This window comes from Bacteroides sp. 3_1_13, from assembly GCF_001185845.1.
Classification (GTDB): Bacteria; Bacteroidota; Bacteroidia; order Bacteroidales; family Bacteroidaceae; genus Bacteroides; species Bacteroides xylanisolvens.
Genome location: NZ_KQ236956.1, coordinates 2,156,734 through 2,172,060, shown reverse-complemented (window position 1 = coordinate 2,172,060; position 15,327 = coordinate 2,156,734). Strand labels below are relative to the sequence as shown.

Genomic DNA, 15,327 nt, shown 5'->3' with positions numbered 1-15,327 from the left:
TTTCTTATGCGGATAAGTCGTTACTTTATCGTATCTTTAGTGCTTGTTTAGGAAAAGCCGACTGGAGTTGTCCGGTTGGCTGACAATAGTTGACTGAACAGCCGATTCCAGTCGTCCGAATAGCCGATTAAAGTTGTCCTATGATGAAGTTACACATTTAAATTGATAAGAAGTAATGGCTATTGTGTTTGATTGGTATGAAAATCCTAATGCTTCTTCGGAAGAAGAAGCAGCGTTGCATCCGCGTATCTTTATGAATGGAAAGGTGGATACGGATACTCTTTGTTACAAGATTCATGACTACAGTTCGTTGACTGTGGGCGATGTAAAGAATGTGCTTGATAACTTATCGAAGATTCTTGGCGAGTCGTTGCGTGAGGGAAAAGAAGTGCATATCGAGGGGATCGGTTATTTTTATCCCACTTTGGAGGCTACGGGGAAAGTGACTCGCAGCACTCCGCATAAGACTAATAAGGTGGCTTTCAAAACTGTCCGATTTCGCCCTGACAGTAATCTGAAAGGACATTTTGTGGGTGTTCGCGCCAGTCAGTCCAAGTATGTCCGTCATTCGGAGAAGGTGTCAGAGGTGGAGATTGATATGCTGTTGAAAGAATATTTTGCCGAACATCAGATGATGACCCGCCGTGATTTTCAGGAAGTGTGTGGTTTGGCACGTACTACGGCCAAAACGCATTTGGTACGTTTGCGTGGAGAAGGAAAACTGGTGAATATCGGTTTGCGCAATCAGCCGATGTATGTGCCTGCTCCCGGTTATTATGGCGTATCCAGAGATGCGGCACATCCTTCACGGTAATGACTGTGAAGGATGTGAAGAAGCATATTTCTTTGAGTAATCACACGAAACGGTTGAAAGCTTGAGACTTATCCTCATGTGAAGAGAATGAAAGAAAAGAAGCGGATCTTATTTCGCTATGTATTTTTTCATTCCTTCCGTGTAGAAAGTATTAAACTCTCCGTTTTCTCCGCTATAAATAAAGTAGGCGTCAATCTCCGGGTTCGCTTTGCAGAAGGCTTCCGCTTCTTCCAGTCCCATCACCATGAAGGCGGTAGCCAGGGCGTCGGCAGTCATACAGTCTTTAGCGATTACGGTGGAAGACAAGATGCTGTGCTGTACCGGATAACCCGTTCTCGGGTCGATGGTATGAGCATATTTCTTTCCGTCTTTGTAATAATAGTTGCGGTAATTTCCAGAAGTTGCCAAGCCTAAATCCGAAATTTCAAGTATTGTTTGTAAGTCTTGGTTTACGGCCAGTGAATCGTCGACGGGCTTATTGATTCCGATGCGCCATAAGCCTTTGGAGGGGTTTTTGCCTTTCACAACCACCTCACCGCCTATATCTACCATATAGTTTTTTATGCCTTTACGGTCGAGCAGTTGCGCAATTACGTCTACCGAATACCCTTTGGCAACGGCACTACAACTTAGCATGGTACGGGAATCCTGCTTAATGACTTTGCCGTTGTCCATTTTTACCTTTTCATATCCGGTGATTTGCAACAGGCTATCTATCATGATTGAATCAGGAAAAGTGCCTTTTTTGAAACCGAATCCCCAAGCATTGGCAAGGGGGGCTACTGTGATGTCGAAAGCACCGTTTGTCTCGCGGGAAATTTCCATCGAACGGTTGAAACATTTCTGAAAGAAACTATCGGTAACTAATTCCTCGTTGCGGTTGACGCGACTGATAACTGAACTGTCGTTAAATGGAGACAGAGATTGATCGAAGCGTTTCAGTTCAGCTTCTATTTCCGGTTTTAAATCGCCGTCATATTGGTAAGTAATCTTGTATACCGTCCCAAATACCAAACCTTTGACACTGTAATAGCCAGCTTGTTGATTATGCCTGACTAATATCCAGATGGTTGCCAAAATCAGGAAAGCCAGCCAAAGGAAACTTTTTTTTGTTTTCATACGCTCTTCTTTTTGATGAGAAAACTCATTTTATTGGAGAAATAAATGTTCAATTAATATCTTTAATCCGATGATGACCAGAATGATACCTCCCCATAACTCTGCTTTCAGTTTTCGGGCGATACCACAGCCGCATTGGATACCAAAGACCAACCCGATGAGTGACATGACGAAGGAAACAAGTCCGATGATAAGGATAGGGGACAGGATTTCATTATAATTTTGCACTCCTAAAAAGGCAAACGAAATACCGACTGCCAGCGCGTCGATGCTTGTTGCGATGGCCATAGTGAATACCACTTTCAGACTGGTCGGGTTGAATAGCTGGCAGCACTCTTCTTCTTTGAAAGATTCCCAAATCATTCTGCCGCCAAGGAAGGCAAGAATGGCAAAGGCAATCCAATGGTCTATACTTTCTATGAAATGGCTGAAGCTTTTGGCGAACATCCATCCGATAAAAGGCATGATTGCTTGAAAAAGTCCGAATGTAAAAGCCATGATTAGCATGGGCTTCCATCGGGTACGCTTCAAAATGATACCGCTTGCAATGGAGACAGCGAAACAATCCATCGCCAGACCTATTGCAAGCAACCAAATCTCTAGTCCTGTCATTATATTCTAAAGAGGCAATTTGTAAATAAGGGAATAAGTGATTCCCATATTGTTTGATTTAAATTTTCCGTAGCCGGGCACGTACCATGGATTTCCATATTCTCCGGTAGATGCTTTGGTTTTGTATTTCATACGTACCGACCACCCCATGTTAAAGTTTTTGTAGATACGCACTTTAACGCCTAAAACAATTTCCAGCCATTGCACGGAGCCTTTCATTCCCAAGTGGCTGAAAGGTACGCTTCCGCCCCAGTAACCATCTCCTAAACTGGGGTTACCTACTGCATCTCCCCAGATGGGATCGTCCGCCGGCATTGTGGAGACGTCATATTTAAATGAACTGAACGCATAGCGAAGTCCTGCATATAAATAGCTGTTCTTCTCTTTCTTCTTTGCCATGGTGTTGTAATCCACACCGATTCGGAAGAATGGAGCCATTTTGCTTTTATAGTGTATACCTGTTTCATTCCAGGTATCTGTTCCTCCCATACCAAACTCAAAGGTAGGGATGAATTTGTTTTTAAGATTGACGGCCACACTGACTTCAGAACTCATAAAGTCGCCTCCCAGAAGCTTGCTTCCGATGCCGTATAAATCCACACCGATATACGTACCATTGTAAAGTGGAATGGTATCTATCTCGGCAACCTCTTTCTTTTTCTGATCTCTTTTGGGTGTTTGCGTAGGCCGCTGTTGTTGGGCCAGCAACGGAAGTCCAATGCAAAAGAGTAGGAGCAGACTAATTAGTCGTTTCATCAGGTGTGCGTTCTGGCCGATAATTATAGAATATCTGCAAGTTCTGGATTTCATTTGTATTGGCTTCTTTATTTTGTATATGAAGAGAATCTATTTGGTCCGGTTGTCCATTGCCATACGGAGGAGGAAGGCCGGGTCTTCCTGGTTTGCCAAATTTGGCACTGATAATGTTTTGTTTCATCATATATCCACATTCCATTGATTGGAAATAAGGCGTATTCTGTTGTACAATGTATAATGTGTCAACATCATCTTTTTTACGCTTTGGATCATATCTGAATATGAATACAGTAGAGTCACTTGTATATCGTAGTGGAAGCATTAACGTATGCACATTCTTTTCATTGTTCAGAATGATAGAGTCAGTGCCTAATGCGGTGATTGTCAACGAATCGAGCGTGTCTTTTAGTGCAATATTAGGGTTGTCCGGATCGATGGTATATATCGTGCAATACATCATCGGACGTCCTGCCAATGAGCAATCGTTCTCGTCCGAGCACGAGGTATGAATGCTGACAGCACCGCCAACGATTATCAATAGGAGAAAGATACGAATTAAATTCTTCATAGTCAGCTTATTGAATGTGAATCAAATTTTCTTTTCTATCTGATAGTTATTCCGTTCCGGTGCATTGCGGGAGATTAATTCGCCAAGGAATCCGGCTAAGAATAATTGTGTACCTATAATCATTGCCGTCAGTGACAAATAAAAATAGGGAGAGTCGGTCACCAGTCGATAGGGGAGACCGTTGGACATAGCATATAGTTTACTGGCACCTACAATGATGACAGAAATCATTCCGACGAGAAACATCAATGATCCCAGCAGTCCGAAGAAATGCATCGGTTTGATACCGAATCGGGAAAGAAACCAAAGAGAAAGTAAATCCAAATATCCGTTCACGAAACGGTTTAGTCCGAATTTCGTCGTGCCGTATTTACGTGCCTGGTGGTGTACCACCTTTTCACCGATTTTCTTGAATCCGGCGTTCTTGGCCAGGTAAGGGATATAACGGTGCATTTCGCCATAGACTTCGATATGCTTTACAACGTCTTTTCGATACGCTTTCAGACCACAGTTGAAGTCGTGCAGGTTTTTGATGCCCGACACTTTGCGGGCGGTCGCATTAAACAACTTGGTCGGCAGGGTCTTCGAAATAGGGTCATATCTCTTTTGTTTCCAGCCGGAAACCAAGTCGTAACCGTCCTCGGTAATCATCCGATAGAGTTCGGGAATTTCATCCGGGCTATCTTGTAGGTCAGCATCCATCGTTATGACTACGTCTCCTTCCGCTTCTGCGAATCCACAGTAGAGCGCGGGTGATTTACCGTAGTTACGGCGGAATTTGATACCTTTTACATGTTCCGATTGAGCTTTCAGCTTTTCGATCACTTCCCATGAATGGTCGGTACTTCCGTCATTAACGAAAATCACTTCGAATGAGAATCCGTTGGCTTGCATTACCCGTTCTATCCAAGCATAGAGTTCGGGTAGTGACTCTTCTTCATTGAATAATGGGACTACAACTGATATATCCATTGTACGAATTATGATTTATGATTTATAAATTATGATTGAACGGGTCCGTCATTTTCCGGTTTGGCCTTTTTCATTACCATCAATGCGGTAGGGATGGCCAGGATACTTCCCCAGAATACATCCCATGACAATAACTGCATGGTGATATTGATAGAAGTAAGTGAACGGGCGGTATCTATCGTTTCTTTTATAACTTCTTTGTTTTCTATCAAAGCCGGAGTGTTGGCCATCAACTCGTCCCATAGCTGGATATAAGAGTTGACGATAAAACCGTGATCGATGAACTGGAAATAGGCGTAGTGGGCCACGGCTACCAATAGGGAAGCAAACATATACATAAATATAGTGAAGAGCATGGCATGCGAAAATTGGATACTCCCCCCGCAAATCTTATCCCGATACATTTTCGCGTAGTGATATCCGATGAAAGGTACGGATAATGTCAGGATTACAAATAAAAGCGAAAGGAAAGGTATGTGGAATCCCAGCGGAAATAATATGAACTTCAATATCCAGTAGATTCCCATGTACGTGCCAAAATGCATGGCATATTTTTGTAAATAGCTTCTGTTCTCTGTCATCTTCATTTATAAATTGCGCACAAAGGTACAAATAATATCGGTTGGTAGGGGAAATCTGGTTGTTAAAGTTAATAAAGCAGGGGAAGTTGCTGTCTGAATATTTTTTTGCGATTTTAATTGCTTGAAACGTAGCTTGTTAGTATTTTATTCGTAAAAAAGTTATCTGCAGCTATTGCAGAATACATAAAAATGTCTACCTTTGCAACCGCAAAACGGGTAAGTCCTATACGGCCAGCTCCCTTCGAATCCTCCAGGGCTTGATCGCAGCAAAGGTAGTTGGTTGTAGCGGCGCGATATAGATAGCTTACCCACCCGCCTCTTTAGCTCAGTTGGCCAGAGCACGTGATTTGTAATCTCGGGGTCGTTGGTTCGAATCCGACAAGAGGCTCAAAAAGAAAAAAGCATTCAGGTAGTTTACTTGAATGCTTTTTTTATAATCTAGCATAGAGATTTACTTGATTCGGCTCAGTTGTAATTCTTGGGGGATTAAGTTTAGTCAATTCCCTTCATGCATATACCTTTGCTAGCCTAAAAAGGAAGAAGCTCATATCCACTACTCCTCTAAATGATGCCCTAAATGCTTTGATTTTAGCATTAAATGCTTCCGCTGCTGCATTTGTACTCCTGTTCACAAAGAAGTTCAGAATCCTTTCATAATGATTCTCAATAGAGTTTGCTACTGTTGTGAATGTATCGTATCCATATTCTTCAATCTTATTATACCATAGTGCCAGCTTTGCTCTTGCTACATCCTTGTCATAGTTTGTGGAAAAGATCTTTCCCAACTCCAATGAGTAGTAATATACGTGCTTAATATCTTCAAACTGCTTGAAAAGTAATTCTGCCCTGATTTTCTGACTCTTGGTCCATTTATCAGGTGATTTAAATAATAAATATCTGCTTCTGGCCAATAATTGCCTGAGTGTATCTCCGTTTTCGAGTTCTTCTGCTTTATATACTTCCCCCTTCTCTTTTGCCGCTTTCATAGCTTTATTCTCCTCTTTTATCACTTGCCATCTATATGTAATGCGCAACTCTTGTACAGCTTCGTATACAAGTTTTTGTACATGAAACCTATCAATCACCTGCATGGCACGTGGAAAGCACGTTTTGGCAATCTTTTGCATGCTCCCTGCCATATCCAGTGTAATTTCTTTGACCTGATTACGCAGCTCCTGTGGCATCTTTGTAAGTACCGCAATGATATCATCGGTTTTAGTGCCCTGAATTACAGCTATAATAGAACCTTTCCTACCTCGCTTATCTCTATTTATTAAGATGGTATAAAGATCTCCCTTACTTAAAGCCGTTTCGTCAATACATAGGTGATAACCCATATTCTTTGGATAAAGGATATACTCTTGGGCATGTGCTCTCTGATCCCAATTCTGGAAGTCACTCAGGTGGTCTTTATATTGGCTTTGAAGCTGTTTGCCATCCATACAGTAATGCTCAGCTACACTTTGGCAGCTAACGGCGTGATTATCTAAGTAATTCTTTTAAAAAAGCACCGAACTCAGCGGTTATGCGAGTACCGGTGGCTACCAAACTCCAGTCACGACTATATGTCTGCCCAGTGGATGGATCTTCCCAGCGACGACGCTTGATACGTAAATAAACGGCTTTACCACGGATAGGGAAGTCCTGAACTTCAATCTCAGGGAGGAAACCTTTTGAGTGAAGATGGAGATCAGAGTACTCAGCAGGAATAGTGGCTTTCTCCTCTAAATAAAGAATAAAGCAAGTATCCTGAGAAACATGATTGACTAGGGTAAAGTAATCAAGGATTCCTGAAGGCAAGAACAAGCTTAAAGAAGCAACAGGATCAATCGTTTGGGAAGAGGATGTTTTCATGATGCAAAAATAAGAATTTTAACGCAATCCCCCAAGGTTTCAGACTGAGCCCTTGATTCTCTTGTATCCATATACAGCCAAGTCGCCGAGTTCTTCTTCGATACGGAGCAGTTGGTTATATTTAGCCATACGATCCGAACGGCTCAACGAACCTGTCTTGATTTGTCCGCTGTTGGTAGCTACTGCGATATCAGCGATAGTAGCGTCTTCTGTTTCACCCGAACGGTGAGAGGTAACAGTGGTGTATCCATGGCGGTGAGCCATTTCGATAGCGTTCAATGTTTCTGTCAACGAACCGATTTGGTTTACTTTAATCAGGATAGAGTTGGCACAACCTTTTTCGATACCCATGGCAAGGAAGTCTACGTTAGTCACGAACAAATCGTCACCTACCAACTGGCAGCGGTTGCCGATGCGTTCTGTCAATTTCTTCCAACCTTCCCAGTCGTTTTCGCTCATACCGTCTTCGATAGAGTCGATAGGGAACTTGTTAATCAGTTCTTCCAGATAGTTGATTTGTTCTTCAGCGGTACGTTTCTTGCCTTTTTCGCCTTCAAACTTGGTATAATCATAAATACCATCGTGGTAGAATTCAGAAGAAGCGCAGTCCATACCGATCATCACATCTTTGCCCGGTTCGTAGCCTGCGGCTTTGATAGCGGCAAGGATCGAGTTCAGGGCATCTTCTGTACCTTCGAGATTAGGAGCGAAACCTCCTTCATCACCTACGGCAGTACTTAAACCACGGTCTTTCAAAACCTTTTTCAAGGCATGGAATACTTCAGCACCCATCCGCAGACCTTCTCTGAAAGAAGGAGCACCGACAGGGCGAATCATAAATTCCTGAAATGCGATAGGAGCATCGCTATGTGAACCACCGTTGATGATGTTCATCATCGGTACAGGCATTACATAGGTATTTGTTCCACCGATGTAACGGTATAGAGGAAGATCCAGATAGTTGGCGGCAGCTTTGGCTACTGCAAGAGATACACCGAGAATAGCGTTGGCACCTAAATTGGATTTAGTCTTAGTGCCGTCCAATGCCAGCATTGCGTAGTCGATACCTCTCTGATTGAGCGAAGACATACCAACCAGTTTTGGAGCGATGATTTTATTTACATTGTCAACCGCTTTTTGTACTCCTTTTCCACCATAGCGTTTTTTATCACCATCGCGAAGCTCCAATGCTTCATGTTCACCTGTAGAAGCACCAGACGGTACAGATGCACGTCCTGTGATGCCGGATTCCAATACTACGTCAACTTCTACTGTGGGGTTACCTCTTGAATCGAGAATTTCTCGAGCTACAATTTTTTCAATTTTCATCGTTTCTATTGTTTTTGAATAAGATTTCTGCAAAAGTACGGACTTGACAGGGAGTGAGAAATCACTATAAATAGGTATTCTTTTTGAACCTATTCCCTATATGTCGTTAGTCCGACCTTATATTATAACAACGGGACGATGTTTTTTGTTTGAGTGTGGCGGGGTGAATTTGTAGGATTTTAATCTTCGATAATAACCCCTAACAGTGGAAGCAAATCCATAGCCTGCAAGGAGGTGATGACAGCCCCTTTCAGATCACTGATGTTGAGCGTGATTCCGCTGATGCGGGAAGTGCGCAAATCTATTCCGCGGAGTGAAGCATGTGAGAAATCGGCTTCTACAAGGTCGCAACCGTCAAAAGCGACAGATGAAAAACGGCAGTCGTTCAGAGTTCCGTTGCGGAGCTGGCTGTGTGCAAAACGTACCTGATTCATTTTACTCATGGCGAGGTTGATGTAACCGGCATTGCAGTCGTGCAGCAAGACATGATTCATCGTTGTTTCAGATAAATTGGTACCCAATAGTTTGCAGGAAATGAATTCTACCCGGTAGAGCGAACTTTCAGCAAAAGAGATGTTGGATAAATCACAGTTCTCGAACCTGACATCGGTCAGTTGGGAAGAATGGAATTTACATTCGCTGAATGTCTGATTTTGGAAAGTACAGTTCTTGAAACTTTTATAAGATTTGTCGATACCTTCTTCTTTTCCTTTACAGAATAAAAGATGAGAGACGGTTTCTTCTCTGTCGAGCCATTCCTGCAGGGTAGTAGTACTGACTTCCTGCTCTTCCATCATGGGAGGAACAACGCGGACGGGTTTGATTGGGTTTCTTTTCATCATGCCTTTCCCACATATCCGCCAGCTACCACAGCGGCCAATCCTATACCTATACTTATTAATGTATATAGAATAAATGCTCCGTAAAATTCTCCTTTCAGTAGACCTACGCCGTCACTGGAGAAAGTAGAGAACGTTGTGAAACCTCCACATAAGCCCGTTGTCAGAAACAAACGGGCTTCGGACGGAAGGTGAAACCGTTCTGAAAGGGCATAAAACAGGCCGATAAGAAAACTACCGAGGAGATTGACAGTGAAAGTAGCCCATGGAAAATGGTAGGGAACGATCCGTTCGTGCATTAACAATTGAATGAAATAACGCAATGCACTACCCGTGCCTCCGCCGATAAAGATATAGATAACTTCTTTGCTCATTTGATTGAAAGATTGATATTATTTAGGCGACTTCAAAATCCTTTTCGAGTTGCTCGAAACCTCCGGGATAAATTAAGGCGTTGTGCCATATGAATAATAAAATGTTTATTGTGATTGAGATAATAATTTGCAAATATAGGAAGATTATGCAATATTCATATTTAATCCTTTTAATTTATTCACCATAGACACTATATTTTTTCTAGTCTCAAAATATGTTATCTGCTTTATTCTTAAATACTTATTCTGTTTTTTGTTCTGTATCCCTCTATATTTTCTTTATAAAGAAAAACACCTCTTGTGTTTCCGGTCTATCTTTGCCATACGATTATTAACTAACTCATTTATATCATGAAGAACATGAAAATAGGAACTGTAATAGGGCTCTGTCTGTTGCTCTCTTTTTTCTTCGGCACATCAGCTAAAGCCGAAAGTATCACTTCTCCTGACGGACAATTAAAGCTTAATTTCTCTGTCAATGCGCAAGGAGAACCTGTGTACGAACTCTCTTATAAAGGAAAAGAAGTAATTAAACCATCGAAGCTGGGATTGGAATTAAAGAATGATCCGGGACTGATGAACGGATTCACGCTGATCGATACAAAAACTGCTACTTTTGACGAAACATGGCAACCTGTGTGGGGAGAGGTGAAATCCATCCGCAACCATTATAATGAAATGGCTGTCACCTTGAATCAAAAAGCACAAGGTCGTAATCTGATTATTTGTTTTCGTCTTTATAACGATGGTTTGGGATTCCGTTATGAATTTCCACAGCAGAAAAATCTGAATTACTTCGTTATCAAAGAAGAACATTCTCAATTCGCTATGGCTGGCGATCATACAGCCTTCTGGATTCCCGGCGATTATGATACGCAGGAATATGACTATACCGAATCCAAACTTTCAGAAATTCGCGGATTATTGCAAGGGGCAATTACTCCAAATGCTTCTCAAACACCTTTCTCTCCGACAGGTGTACAAACTTCCCTGCAAATGAAAACGGCCGACGGATTGTATATCAATCTGCATGAAGCCGCTTTGATCGACTACTCTTGTATGCATCTGAATCTGGACGATCAGAACCTGGTTTTTGAATCATGGCTGACTCCTGATGCGAAAGGAGATAAGGGGTATATGCAGACTCCCTGTCGTTCACCTTGGCGTACGGTGATTGTAAGTGATGATGCCCGTGATATTCTGGCTTCTAAATTGACTCTGAACCTGAATGAGCCTTGTATTTATGAAGATGTTTCCTGGATTAAGCCGGTGAAATATATCGGAGTGTGGTGGGAAATGATCACCGGAAAAGGTTCCTGGTCGTATACGGATGATGTTTATTCGGTGAAACTTGGACAGACGGATTATTCCCAAACAAAGCCAAACGGACGCCATTCAGCCAACAATGATAAAGTGAAACGTTATATCGATTTTGCTTCCGAACATGGATTCGATCAGGTATTGGTGGAAGGCTGGAATGAAGGTTGGGAAGACTGGTTTGGAAATTCGAAGGATTATGTCTTTGATTTCGTCACTCCGTATCCTGATTTTGACGTGAAAATGCTCAATGCGTATGCAAAGGAAAAAGGGGTGAAGCTGATGATGCATCACGAGACCTCTGCTTCTGTACGTAACTACGAACGTCATCTTGATAAAGCATATCAGTTTATGATAGATAACGGGTATAATGCTGTGAAGAGTGGATATGTAGGTAACATTATTCCTCGTGGAGAACATCATTACGGACAGTGGATGAATAACCATTATTTATATGCGGTAGAAAAAGCTGCCGAATATAAGATATGTGTAAATGCCCACGAAGCAACCCGTCCCACAGGATTATGTCGTACCTACCCGAATCTGATTGGTAACGAATCGGCTCGTGGCACGGAATATGAAGCTTTTGCAGGCAACAAACCGTTCCATACCACTTTGCTTCCTTTCACCCGTCAGATTGGCGGACCGATGGATTATACGCCAGGTATTTTTGATACCAAACTATCTTTTCTGTCGGGCGATCACAGCTTTGTACGTACTACTTTAGCTAAACAATTAGCGCTTTATGTAACGATGTACAGCCCTTTGCAAATGGCAGCCGACCTTCCGGAAAGCTACGAACGCCACATGGACGCGTTTCAATTTATCAAAGACGTAGCTGTTGATTGGGATGACAGCAAATATCTGGAAGCAGAACCGGGAGATTATATCACGGTGGCGCGTAAGGCAAAAGGCACTGGTAACTGGTTTGTAGGCGGCATCACCGACGAAAATCCCCGTACCTCTGCTTTTACGCTTGATTTTCTTGAACCGGGAAAACAATATGTAGCCACTCTTTATGCTGACGGAAAAGATGCTGACTTTGAAAAGAATCCGACCTCTTATCAGATAAAAAAAGGATTGGTGACAAACAAAAATAAGATGTCTGTGAAGCTGGCACGCAGTGGAGGATTTGCGATAAGTCTGATAGAAGCAACTCCTGCCGACTTGAAAACAATCAGGAAATGGAAATAAGATTTAGGTAAAAAGATTGTTTACGGATTCCTCGTTTTTTAATAAATATTAGTTGTGCTTCGCAAAGAAAACTAAAACTTTGCGGAGTACTTTTTTTATAGGACGGATTCTTTTTTGTACTTTTGCGCCATCTTTTTTAAAACATCATCAATAAAGAGAACAACATGGGAGGTTTTTTCGGAACAGTCTCGAAAACTAGTTGCGTGACTGATTTATTCTATGGCACAGATTATAACTCACATCTGGGTACCAAGCGAGGAGGACTCGCAACATACAGTGAGGAAAAAGGGTTTATCCGCTCCATTCACAATTTGGAAAGTACTTATTTCCGAACCAAATTTGAAGGAGAACTAGACAAATTTAAAGGAAACGCCGGCATCGGCATCATTAGCGACACAGACGCACAGCCTATCATCATCAATTCTCATCTCGGGCGCTTCGCCATTGTCACAGTCGCTAAAGTAGCCAATATCCAGGAATTGGAAGAAGAACTTCTCGGTCAAAACATGCACTTCGCCGAGCTTAGTTCGAGCAGCACCAACCAGACGGAACTTATCGCATTACTTATTATACAAGGTAGAACCTTTGTTGAAGGTATCGAAAATGTGTTTAATCACATTAAAGGTTCTTGCTCTATGCTGCTCCTGACGGAAGATGGTAGCATCATCGCTGCCCGTGACCGATGGGGACGTACTCCGGTAGTGATTGGAAAGAAAGACGGTGCTTATGCTGCAACGAGCGAATCGTCCAGCTTCCCGAATTTGGATTATGAGATTGAGAGATATTTAGGTCCCGGTGAGATTGTTCGCATGTATGACGATCACATCGACCAGCTTCGCAAACCCAATGAGGATATGCAAATTTGCTCGTTCCTGTGGGTGTACTATGGTTTCCCGACTTCTTGCTATGAAGGAAAGAATGTGGAAGAAGTGCGTTTCACCAGCGGATTGAAAATGGGGCAGACAGATGAATCGGAAGTAGACTGCGCCTGCGGTATTCCTGATTCGGGAGTGGGTATGGCTTTAGGATATGCCGAAGGAAAAGGAGTTCCCTATCATCGTGCTATCTCGAAATATACACCGACGTGGCCTCGTAGCTTTACTCCCAGCAATCAGGAGATGCGTTCGCTGGTAGCCAAGATGAAGCTGATTCCTAACCGTGCGATGTTGCAAAATAAACGTTTGTTGTTCTGTGACGATTCTATTGTACGGGGAACTCAACTGCGTGATAATGTGAAGATTCTGTATGATTATGGAGCAAAGGAGGTACACATGCGTATCGCTTGTCCGCCATTGATTTACGCTTGTCCGTTTGTCGGTTTCTCGGCTTCCAAAAATGCATTGGAGTTGATAACCCGTCGCATTATCAAGGAACTGGAGGGTGATGAAAATAAGAATTTGGAGAAATATGCCACTACCGGTTCTCCGGAATACGAAAAGATGGTTAGCATTATTGCCGAGCGTTTCGGACTAAGTTCATTGAAGTTTAACACGCTGGAAACGTTGATTGAGGCTATCGGCTTACCTAAATGCAAAGTATGTACACATTGCTTTGATGGTAGCAGCCACTTTTAAAGCAGTAAAATAGGATATTTAAATATCCGGATAAAAGTATACCATAAAAAAGAGCCGTGAATTGCTTTGTAATTCACGGCTCTTTTTTTACCTTTACGGCACTATAAACTATCAAATTGTAAATTGTAAATCGTTAAATCGTAAATAGAAATGACTTTAGTAGACAGATTTTTAAAGTATGTAAGCTTCGATACACAATCTGATGAATCGACTGGGCTTACTCCAAGTACTCCTAAGCAGATGATTTTTGCTGAATACTTGAAAAAAGAGTTGGAATCTTTGGGATTGGAAGATATTACTTTGGATGAGCATGGCTATCTTTTTGCTACACTTCCTGCCAATATAGATAAAGAAGTACCCACTATCGGATTTATTGCCCACATGGATACAAGTCCTGATATGACAGGTAAAGATGTCACTCCGCGGATTGTGGAAAAATATGATGGCTCGGATATTGTGCTTTGTGCTGAAGAGAATGTGATTCTTTCTCCGTCGCAATTCCCGGAATTGCTGGATCATAAGGGGGAAGACTTGATTGTAACCAACGGAAAAACGTTGCTCGGTGCCGACGACAAAGCGGGTATTGCGGAAATTGTATCTGCGATGGTTTATCTGAAGGAACATCCTGAAATCAAACACGGTAAAATCCGTATCGGCTTCAATCCTGACGAAGAAATCGGTGAAGGTGCTCATAAATTCGATGTAGAGAAATTCGGTTGCGAATGGGGATATACGATGGATGGAGGTGAAGTAGGGGAGTTGGAGTTTGAGAACTTTAATGCCGCTGCCGCAAAAATAACCTTTAAAGGACGTAATGTGCATCCGGGATATGCCAAGGATAAGATGATTAACTCTATCTATCTTGCCAATCAGTTTATCACGATGCTTCCCTCACAGGAAAGACCAGAACATACGACCGGCTATGAAGGATTTTATCATTTGATCGGTATTCAGGGGGATGTGGAGCAAAGCACTGTGTCTTATATCATCCGCGACCATGACCGTGCAAAATTTGAGAACCGCAAAAAAGAGATAGAACGTCTGGTAGCTCAAATGAACACTGAATATGGAGCTGGTACTGCGACACTCGAACTGCGCGACCAGTATTATAATATGCGTGAGAAAATAGAACCGGTAATGCACATCATCGATACTGCTTTTGCAGCTATGGAAGCCGTTGGCGTGAAACCGAACGTAAAACCGATTCGTGGAGGTACGGATGGTGCACAGCTCTCTTTCAAAGGATTGCCTTGTCCGAATATCTTTGCCGGTGGTCTGAATTTCCACGGACGTTACGAATTCGTACCTATCCAGAATATGGAAAAAGCGATGAAAGTGATCGTGAAAATAGCTGAACTGGTAGCTTCCAAATAAAAAAGGTGGTAAACACTGGTAATACTTAAAACTTAATACTTGATTAATAC

At 42.3% G+C, this 15,327-nt stretch carries 15 protein-coding genes and 1 tRNA gene; 5 read left to right on the top strand and 11 right to left on the bottom strand.

Features of this window, described 5'->3' with window-relative positions:
• Positions 1-175: 175 nt before the first annotated feature.
• Positions 176-814, top strand: coding sequence for an HU family DNA-binding protein (locus HMPREF9009_RS21255; RefSeq protein WP_008021253.1), 639 nt, complete (start codon positions 176-178; stop codon positions 812-814).
• A 108-nt stretch (positions 815-922) separates the two neighbouring features.
• On the opposite strand, the gene HMPREF9009_RS21250 is transcribed toward HMPREF9009_RS21255, so the two are convergent.
• The 6 genes from HMPREF9009_RS21250 to HMPREF9009_RS21225 are packed head-to-tail and all read right to left on the bottom strand — an operon-like array spanning position 923 to position 5,428.
• A complete protein-coding gene (locus tag HMPREF9009_RS21250) occupies positions 923-1,933 on the bottom strand; it encodes an FAD:protein FMN transferase (protein ID WP_049703196.1) in 1,011 nt (336 codons plus the stop codon).
• Between the two features lie 30 nt (positions 1,934-1,963).
• The gene (locus HMPREF9009_RS21245) at positions 1,964-2,545 is read right to left on the bottom strand and encodes a manganese efflux pump MntP (RefSeq protein WP_008021255.1); all 582 of its coding nucleotides are present in this window, start codon (positions 2,543-2,545) and stop codon (positions 1,964-1,966) included.
• Between the two features lie 6 nt (positions 2,546-2,551).
• The gene (locus HMPREF9009_RS21240; protein WP_049703195.1) at positions 2,552-3,301 is read right to left on the bottom strand and encodes a DUF6048 family protein; all 750 of its coding nucleotides are present in this window, start codon (positions 3,299-3,301) and stop codon (positions 2,552-2,554) included.
• A complete protein-coding gene (locus HMPREF9009_RS21235; RefSeq protein WP_049703194.1) occupies positions 3,285-3,869 on the bottom strand; it encodes a DUF6452 family protein in 585 nt (194 codons plus the stop codon). The genes HMPREF9009_RS21240 and HMPREF9009_RS21235 overlap by 17 nt, the downstream gene beginning before the upstream one ends.
• A gap of 21 nt (positions 3,870-3,890) precedes the next feature.
• On the bottom strand, positions 3,891-4,841 hold the full coding sequence (locus HMPREF9009_RS21230; protein ID WP_008021262.1) for a glycosyltransferase family 2 protein: 951 nt from the start codon (positions 4,839-4,841) through the stop codon (positions 3,891-3,893).
• 29 nt (positions 4,842-4,870) lie between these two features.
• Entirely contained in the window at positions 4,871-5,428 is a 558-nt protein-coding gene (locus HMPREF9009_RS21225; protein ID WP_032811718.1) for a DUF4199 domain-containing protein, read from the bottom strand.
• Between the two features lie 308 nt (positions 5,429-5,736).
• Here HMPREF9009_RS21225 and HMPREF9009_RS21220 point away from each other — a divergent pair.
• A tRNA-Thr gene (locus HMPREF9009_RS21220) sits at positions 5,737-5,810 on the top strand.
• Between the two features lie 118 nt (positions 5,811-5,928).
• On the opposite strand, the gene HMPREF9009_RS21215 is transcribed toward HMPREF9009_RS21220, so the two are convergent.
• From HMPREF9009_RS21215 to crcB, 5 genes are all read right to left on the bottom strand, one after another.
• Positions 5,929-6,864: an ISAon1 family transposase gene (locus HMPREF9009_RS21215; protein WP_008025715.1), complete on the bottom strand. Its 936-nt coding sequence runs from the start codon at positions 6,862-6,864 to the stop codon at positions 5,929-5,931.
• 40 nt (positions 6,865-6,904) lie between these two features.
• Positions 6,905-7,276, bottom strand: a complete 372-nt coding sequence (locus HMPREF9009_RS21210; RefSeq protein WP_008640050.1) for an ISAon1 family transposase N-terminal region protein — start codon at positions 7,274-7,276, stop codon at positions 6,905-6,907.
• Positions 7,277-7,315: 39 nt separating this feature from the next.
• Entirely contained in the window at positions 7,316-8,605 is a 1,290-nt protein-coding gene (gene eno / locus HMPREF9009_RS21205) for a phosphopyruvate hydratase (protein ID WP_049703193.1), read from the bottom strand.
• Between the two features lie 179 nt (positions 8,606-8,784).
• Entirely contained in the window at positions 8,785-9,447 is a 663-nt protein-coding gene (locus HMPREF9009_RS21200) for a pentapeptide repeat-containing protein (protein ID WP_049703192.1), read from the bottom strand.
• Positions 9,444-9,818 (bottom strand): fluoride efflux transporter CrcB, encoded by a 375-nt coding sequence (crcB, locus tag HMPREF9009_RS21195; RefSeq protein ID WP_049703191.1) that lies wholly within the window; start codon positions 9,816-9,818, stop codon positions 9,444-9,446. Before crcB ends, HMPREF9009_RS21200 begins: the two co-directional genes overlap by 4 nt.
• Positions 9,819-10,169: 351 nt before the next feature.
• Here crcB and HMPREF9009_RS21190 point away from each other — a divergent pair, with 351 nt between their 5' ends.
• The 3 genes from HMPREF9009_RS21190 to pepT all read left to right on the top strand — a co-directional run bounded on the left by HMPREF9009_RS21190 (position 10,170) and on the right by pepT (position 15,277).
• Complete coding sequence (locus HMPREF9009_RS21190) at positions 10,170-12,329, top strand: glycoside hydrolase family 97 protein (RefSeq protein ID WP_049703190.1); 2,160 nt, start codon at positions 10,170-10,172, stop codon at positions 12,327-12,329.
• Positions 12,330-12,493: 164 nt separating this feature from the next.
• On the top strand, positions 12,494-13,903 hold the full coding sequence (locus HMPREF9009_RS21185) for an amidophosphoribosyltransferase (protein WP_049703189.1): 1,410 nt from the start codon (positions 12,494-12,496) through the stop codon (positions 13,901-13,903).
• Between the two features lie 150 nt (positions 13,904-14,053).
• Entirely contained in the window at positions 14,054-15,277 is a 1,224-nt protein-coding gene (gene pepT / locus HMPREF9009_RS21180; protein WP_049703188.1) for a peptidase T, read from the top strand.
• Positions 15,278-15,327: the final 50 nt, after the last annotated feature.

Coding starts and splice junctions, on each gene's coding strand:
- HMPREF9009_RS21190 (WP_049703190.1), top strand. CDS start 10,170: ATGAAGAACATGAAAATAGGAACTGTAATAGGGCTCTGTCTGTTGCTC.
- crcB (WP_049703191.1), bottom strand. CDS start 9,818: ATGAGCAAAGAAGTTATCTATATCTTTATCGGCGGAGGCACGGGTAGT.
- eno (WP_049703193.1), bottom strand. CDS start 8,605: ATGAAAATTGAAAAAATTGTAGCTCGAGAAATTCTCGATTCAAGAGGT.
- pepT (WP_049703188.1), top strand. CDS start 14,054: ATGACTTTAGTAGACAGATTTTTAAAGTATGTAAGCTTCGATACACAA.
- HMPREF9009_RS21245 (WP_008021255.1), bottom strand. CDS start 2,545: ATGACAGGACTAGAGATTTGGTTGCTTGCAATAGGTCTGGCGATGGAT.
- HMPREF9009_RS21250 (WP_049703196.1), bottom strand. CDS start 1,933: ATGAAAACAAAAAAAAGTTTCCTTTGGCTGGCTTTCCTGATTTTGGCA.
- HMPREF9009_RS21235 (WP_049703194.1), bottom strand. CDS start 3,869: ATGAAGAATTTAATTCGTATCTTTCTCCTATTGATAATCGTTGGCGGT.
- HMPREF9009_RS21200 (WP_049703192.1), bottom strand. CDS start 9,447: ATGATGAAAAGAAACCCAATCAAACCCGTCCGCGTTGTTCCTCCCATG.
- HMPREF9009_RS21215 (WP_008025715.1), bottom strand. CDS start 6,864: ATGGATGGCAAACAGCTTCAAAGCCAATATAAAGACCACCTGAGTGAC.
- HMPREF9009_RS21240 (WP_049703195.1), bottom strand. CDS start 3,301: ATGAAACGACTAATTAGTCTGCTCCTACTCTTTTGCATTGGACTTCCG.
- HMPREF9009_RS21185 (WP_049703189.1), top strand. CDS start 12,494: ATGGGAGGTTTTTTCGGAACAGTCTCGAAAACTAGTTGCGTGACTGAT.
- HMPREF9009_RS21255 (WP_008021253.1), top strand. CDS start 176: ATGGCTATTGTGTTTGATTGGTATGAAAATCCTAATGCTTCTTCGGAA.
- HMPREF9009_RS21230 (WP_008021262.1), bottom strand. CDS start 4,841: ATGGATATATCAGTTGTAGTCCCATTATTCAATGAAGAAGAGTCACTA.
- HMPREF9009_RS21225 (WP_032811718.1), bottom strand. CDS start 5,428: ATGAAGATGACAGAGAACAGAAGCTATTTACAAAAATATGCCATGCAT.
- HMPREF9009_RS21210 (WP_008640050.1), bottom strand. CDS start 7,276: ATGAAAACATCCTCTTCCCAAACGATTGATCCTGTTGCTTCTTTAAGC.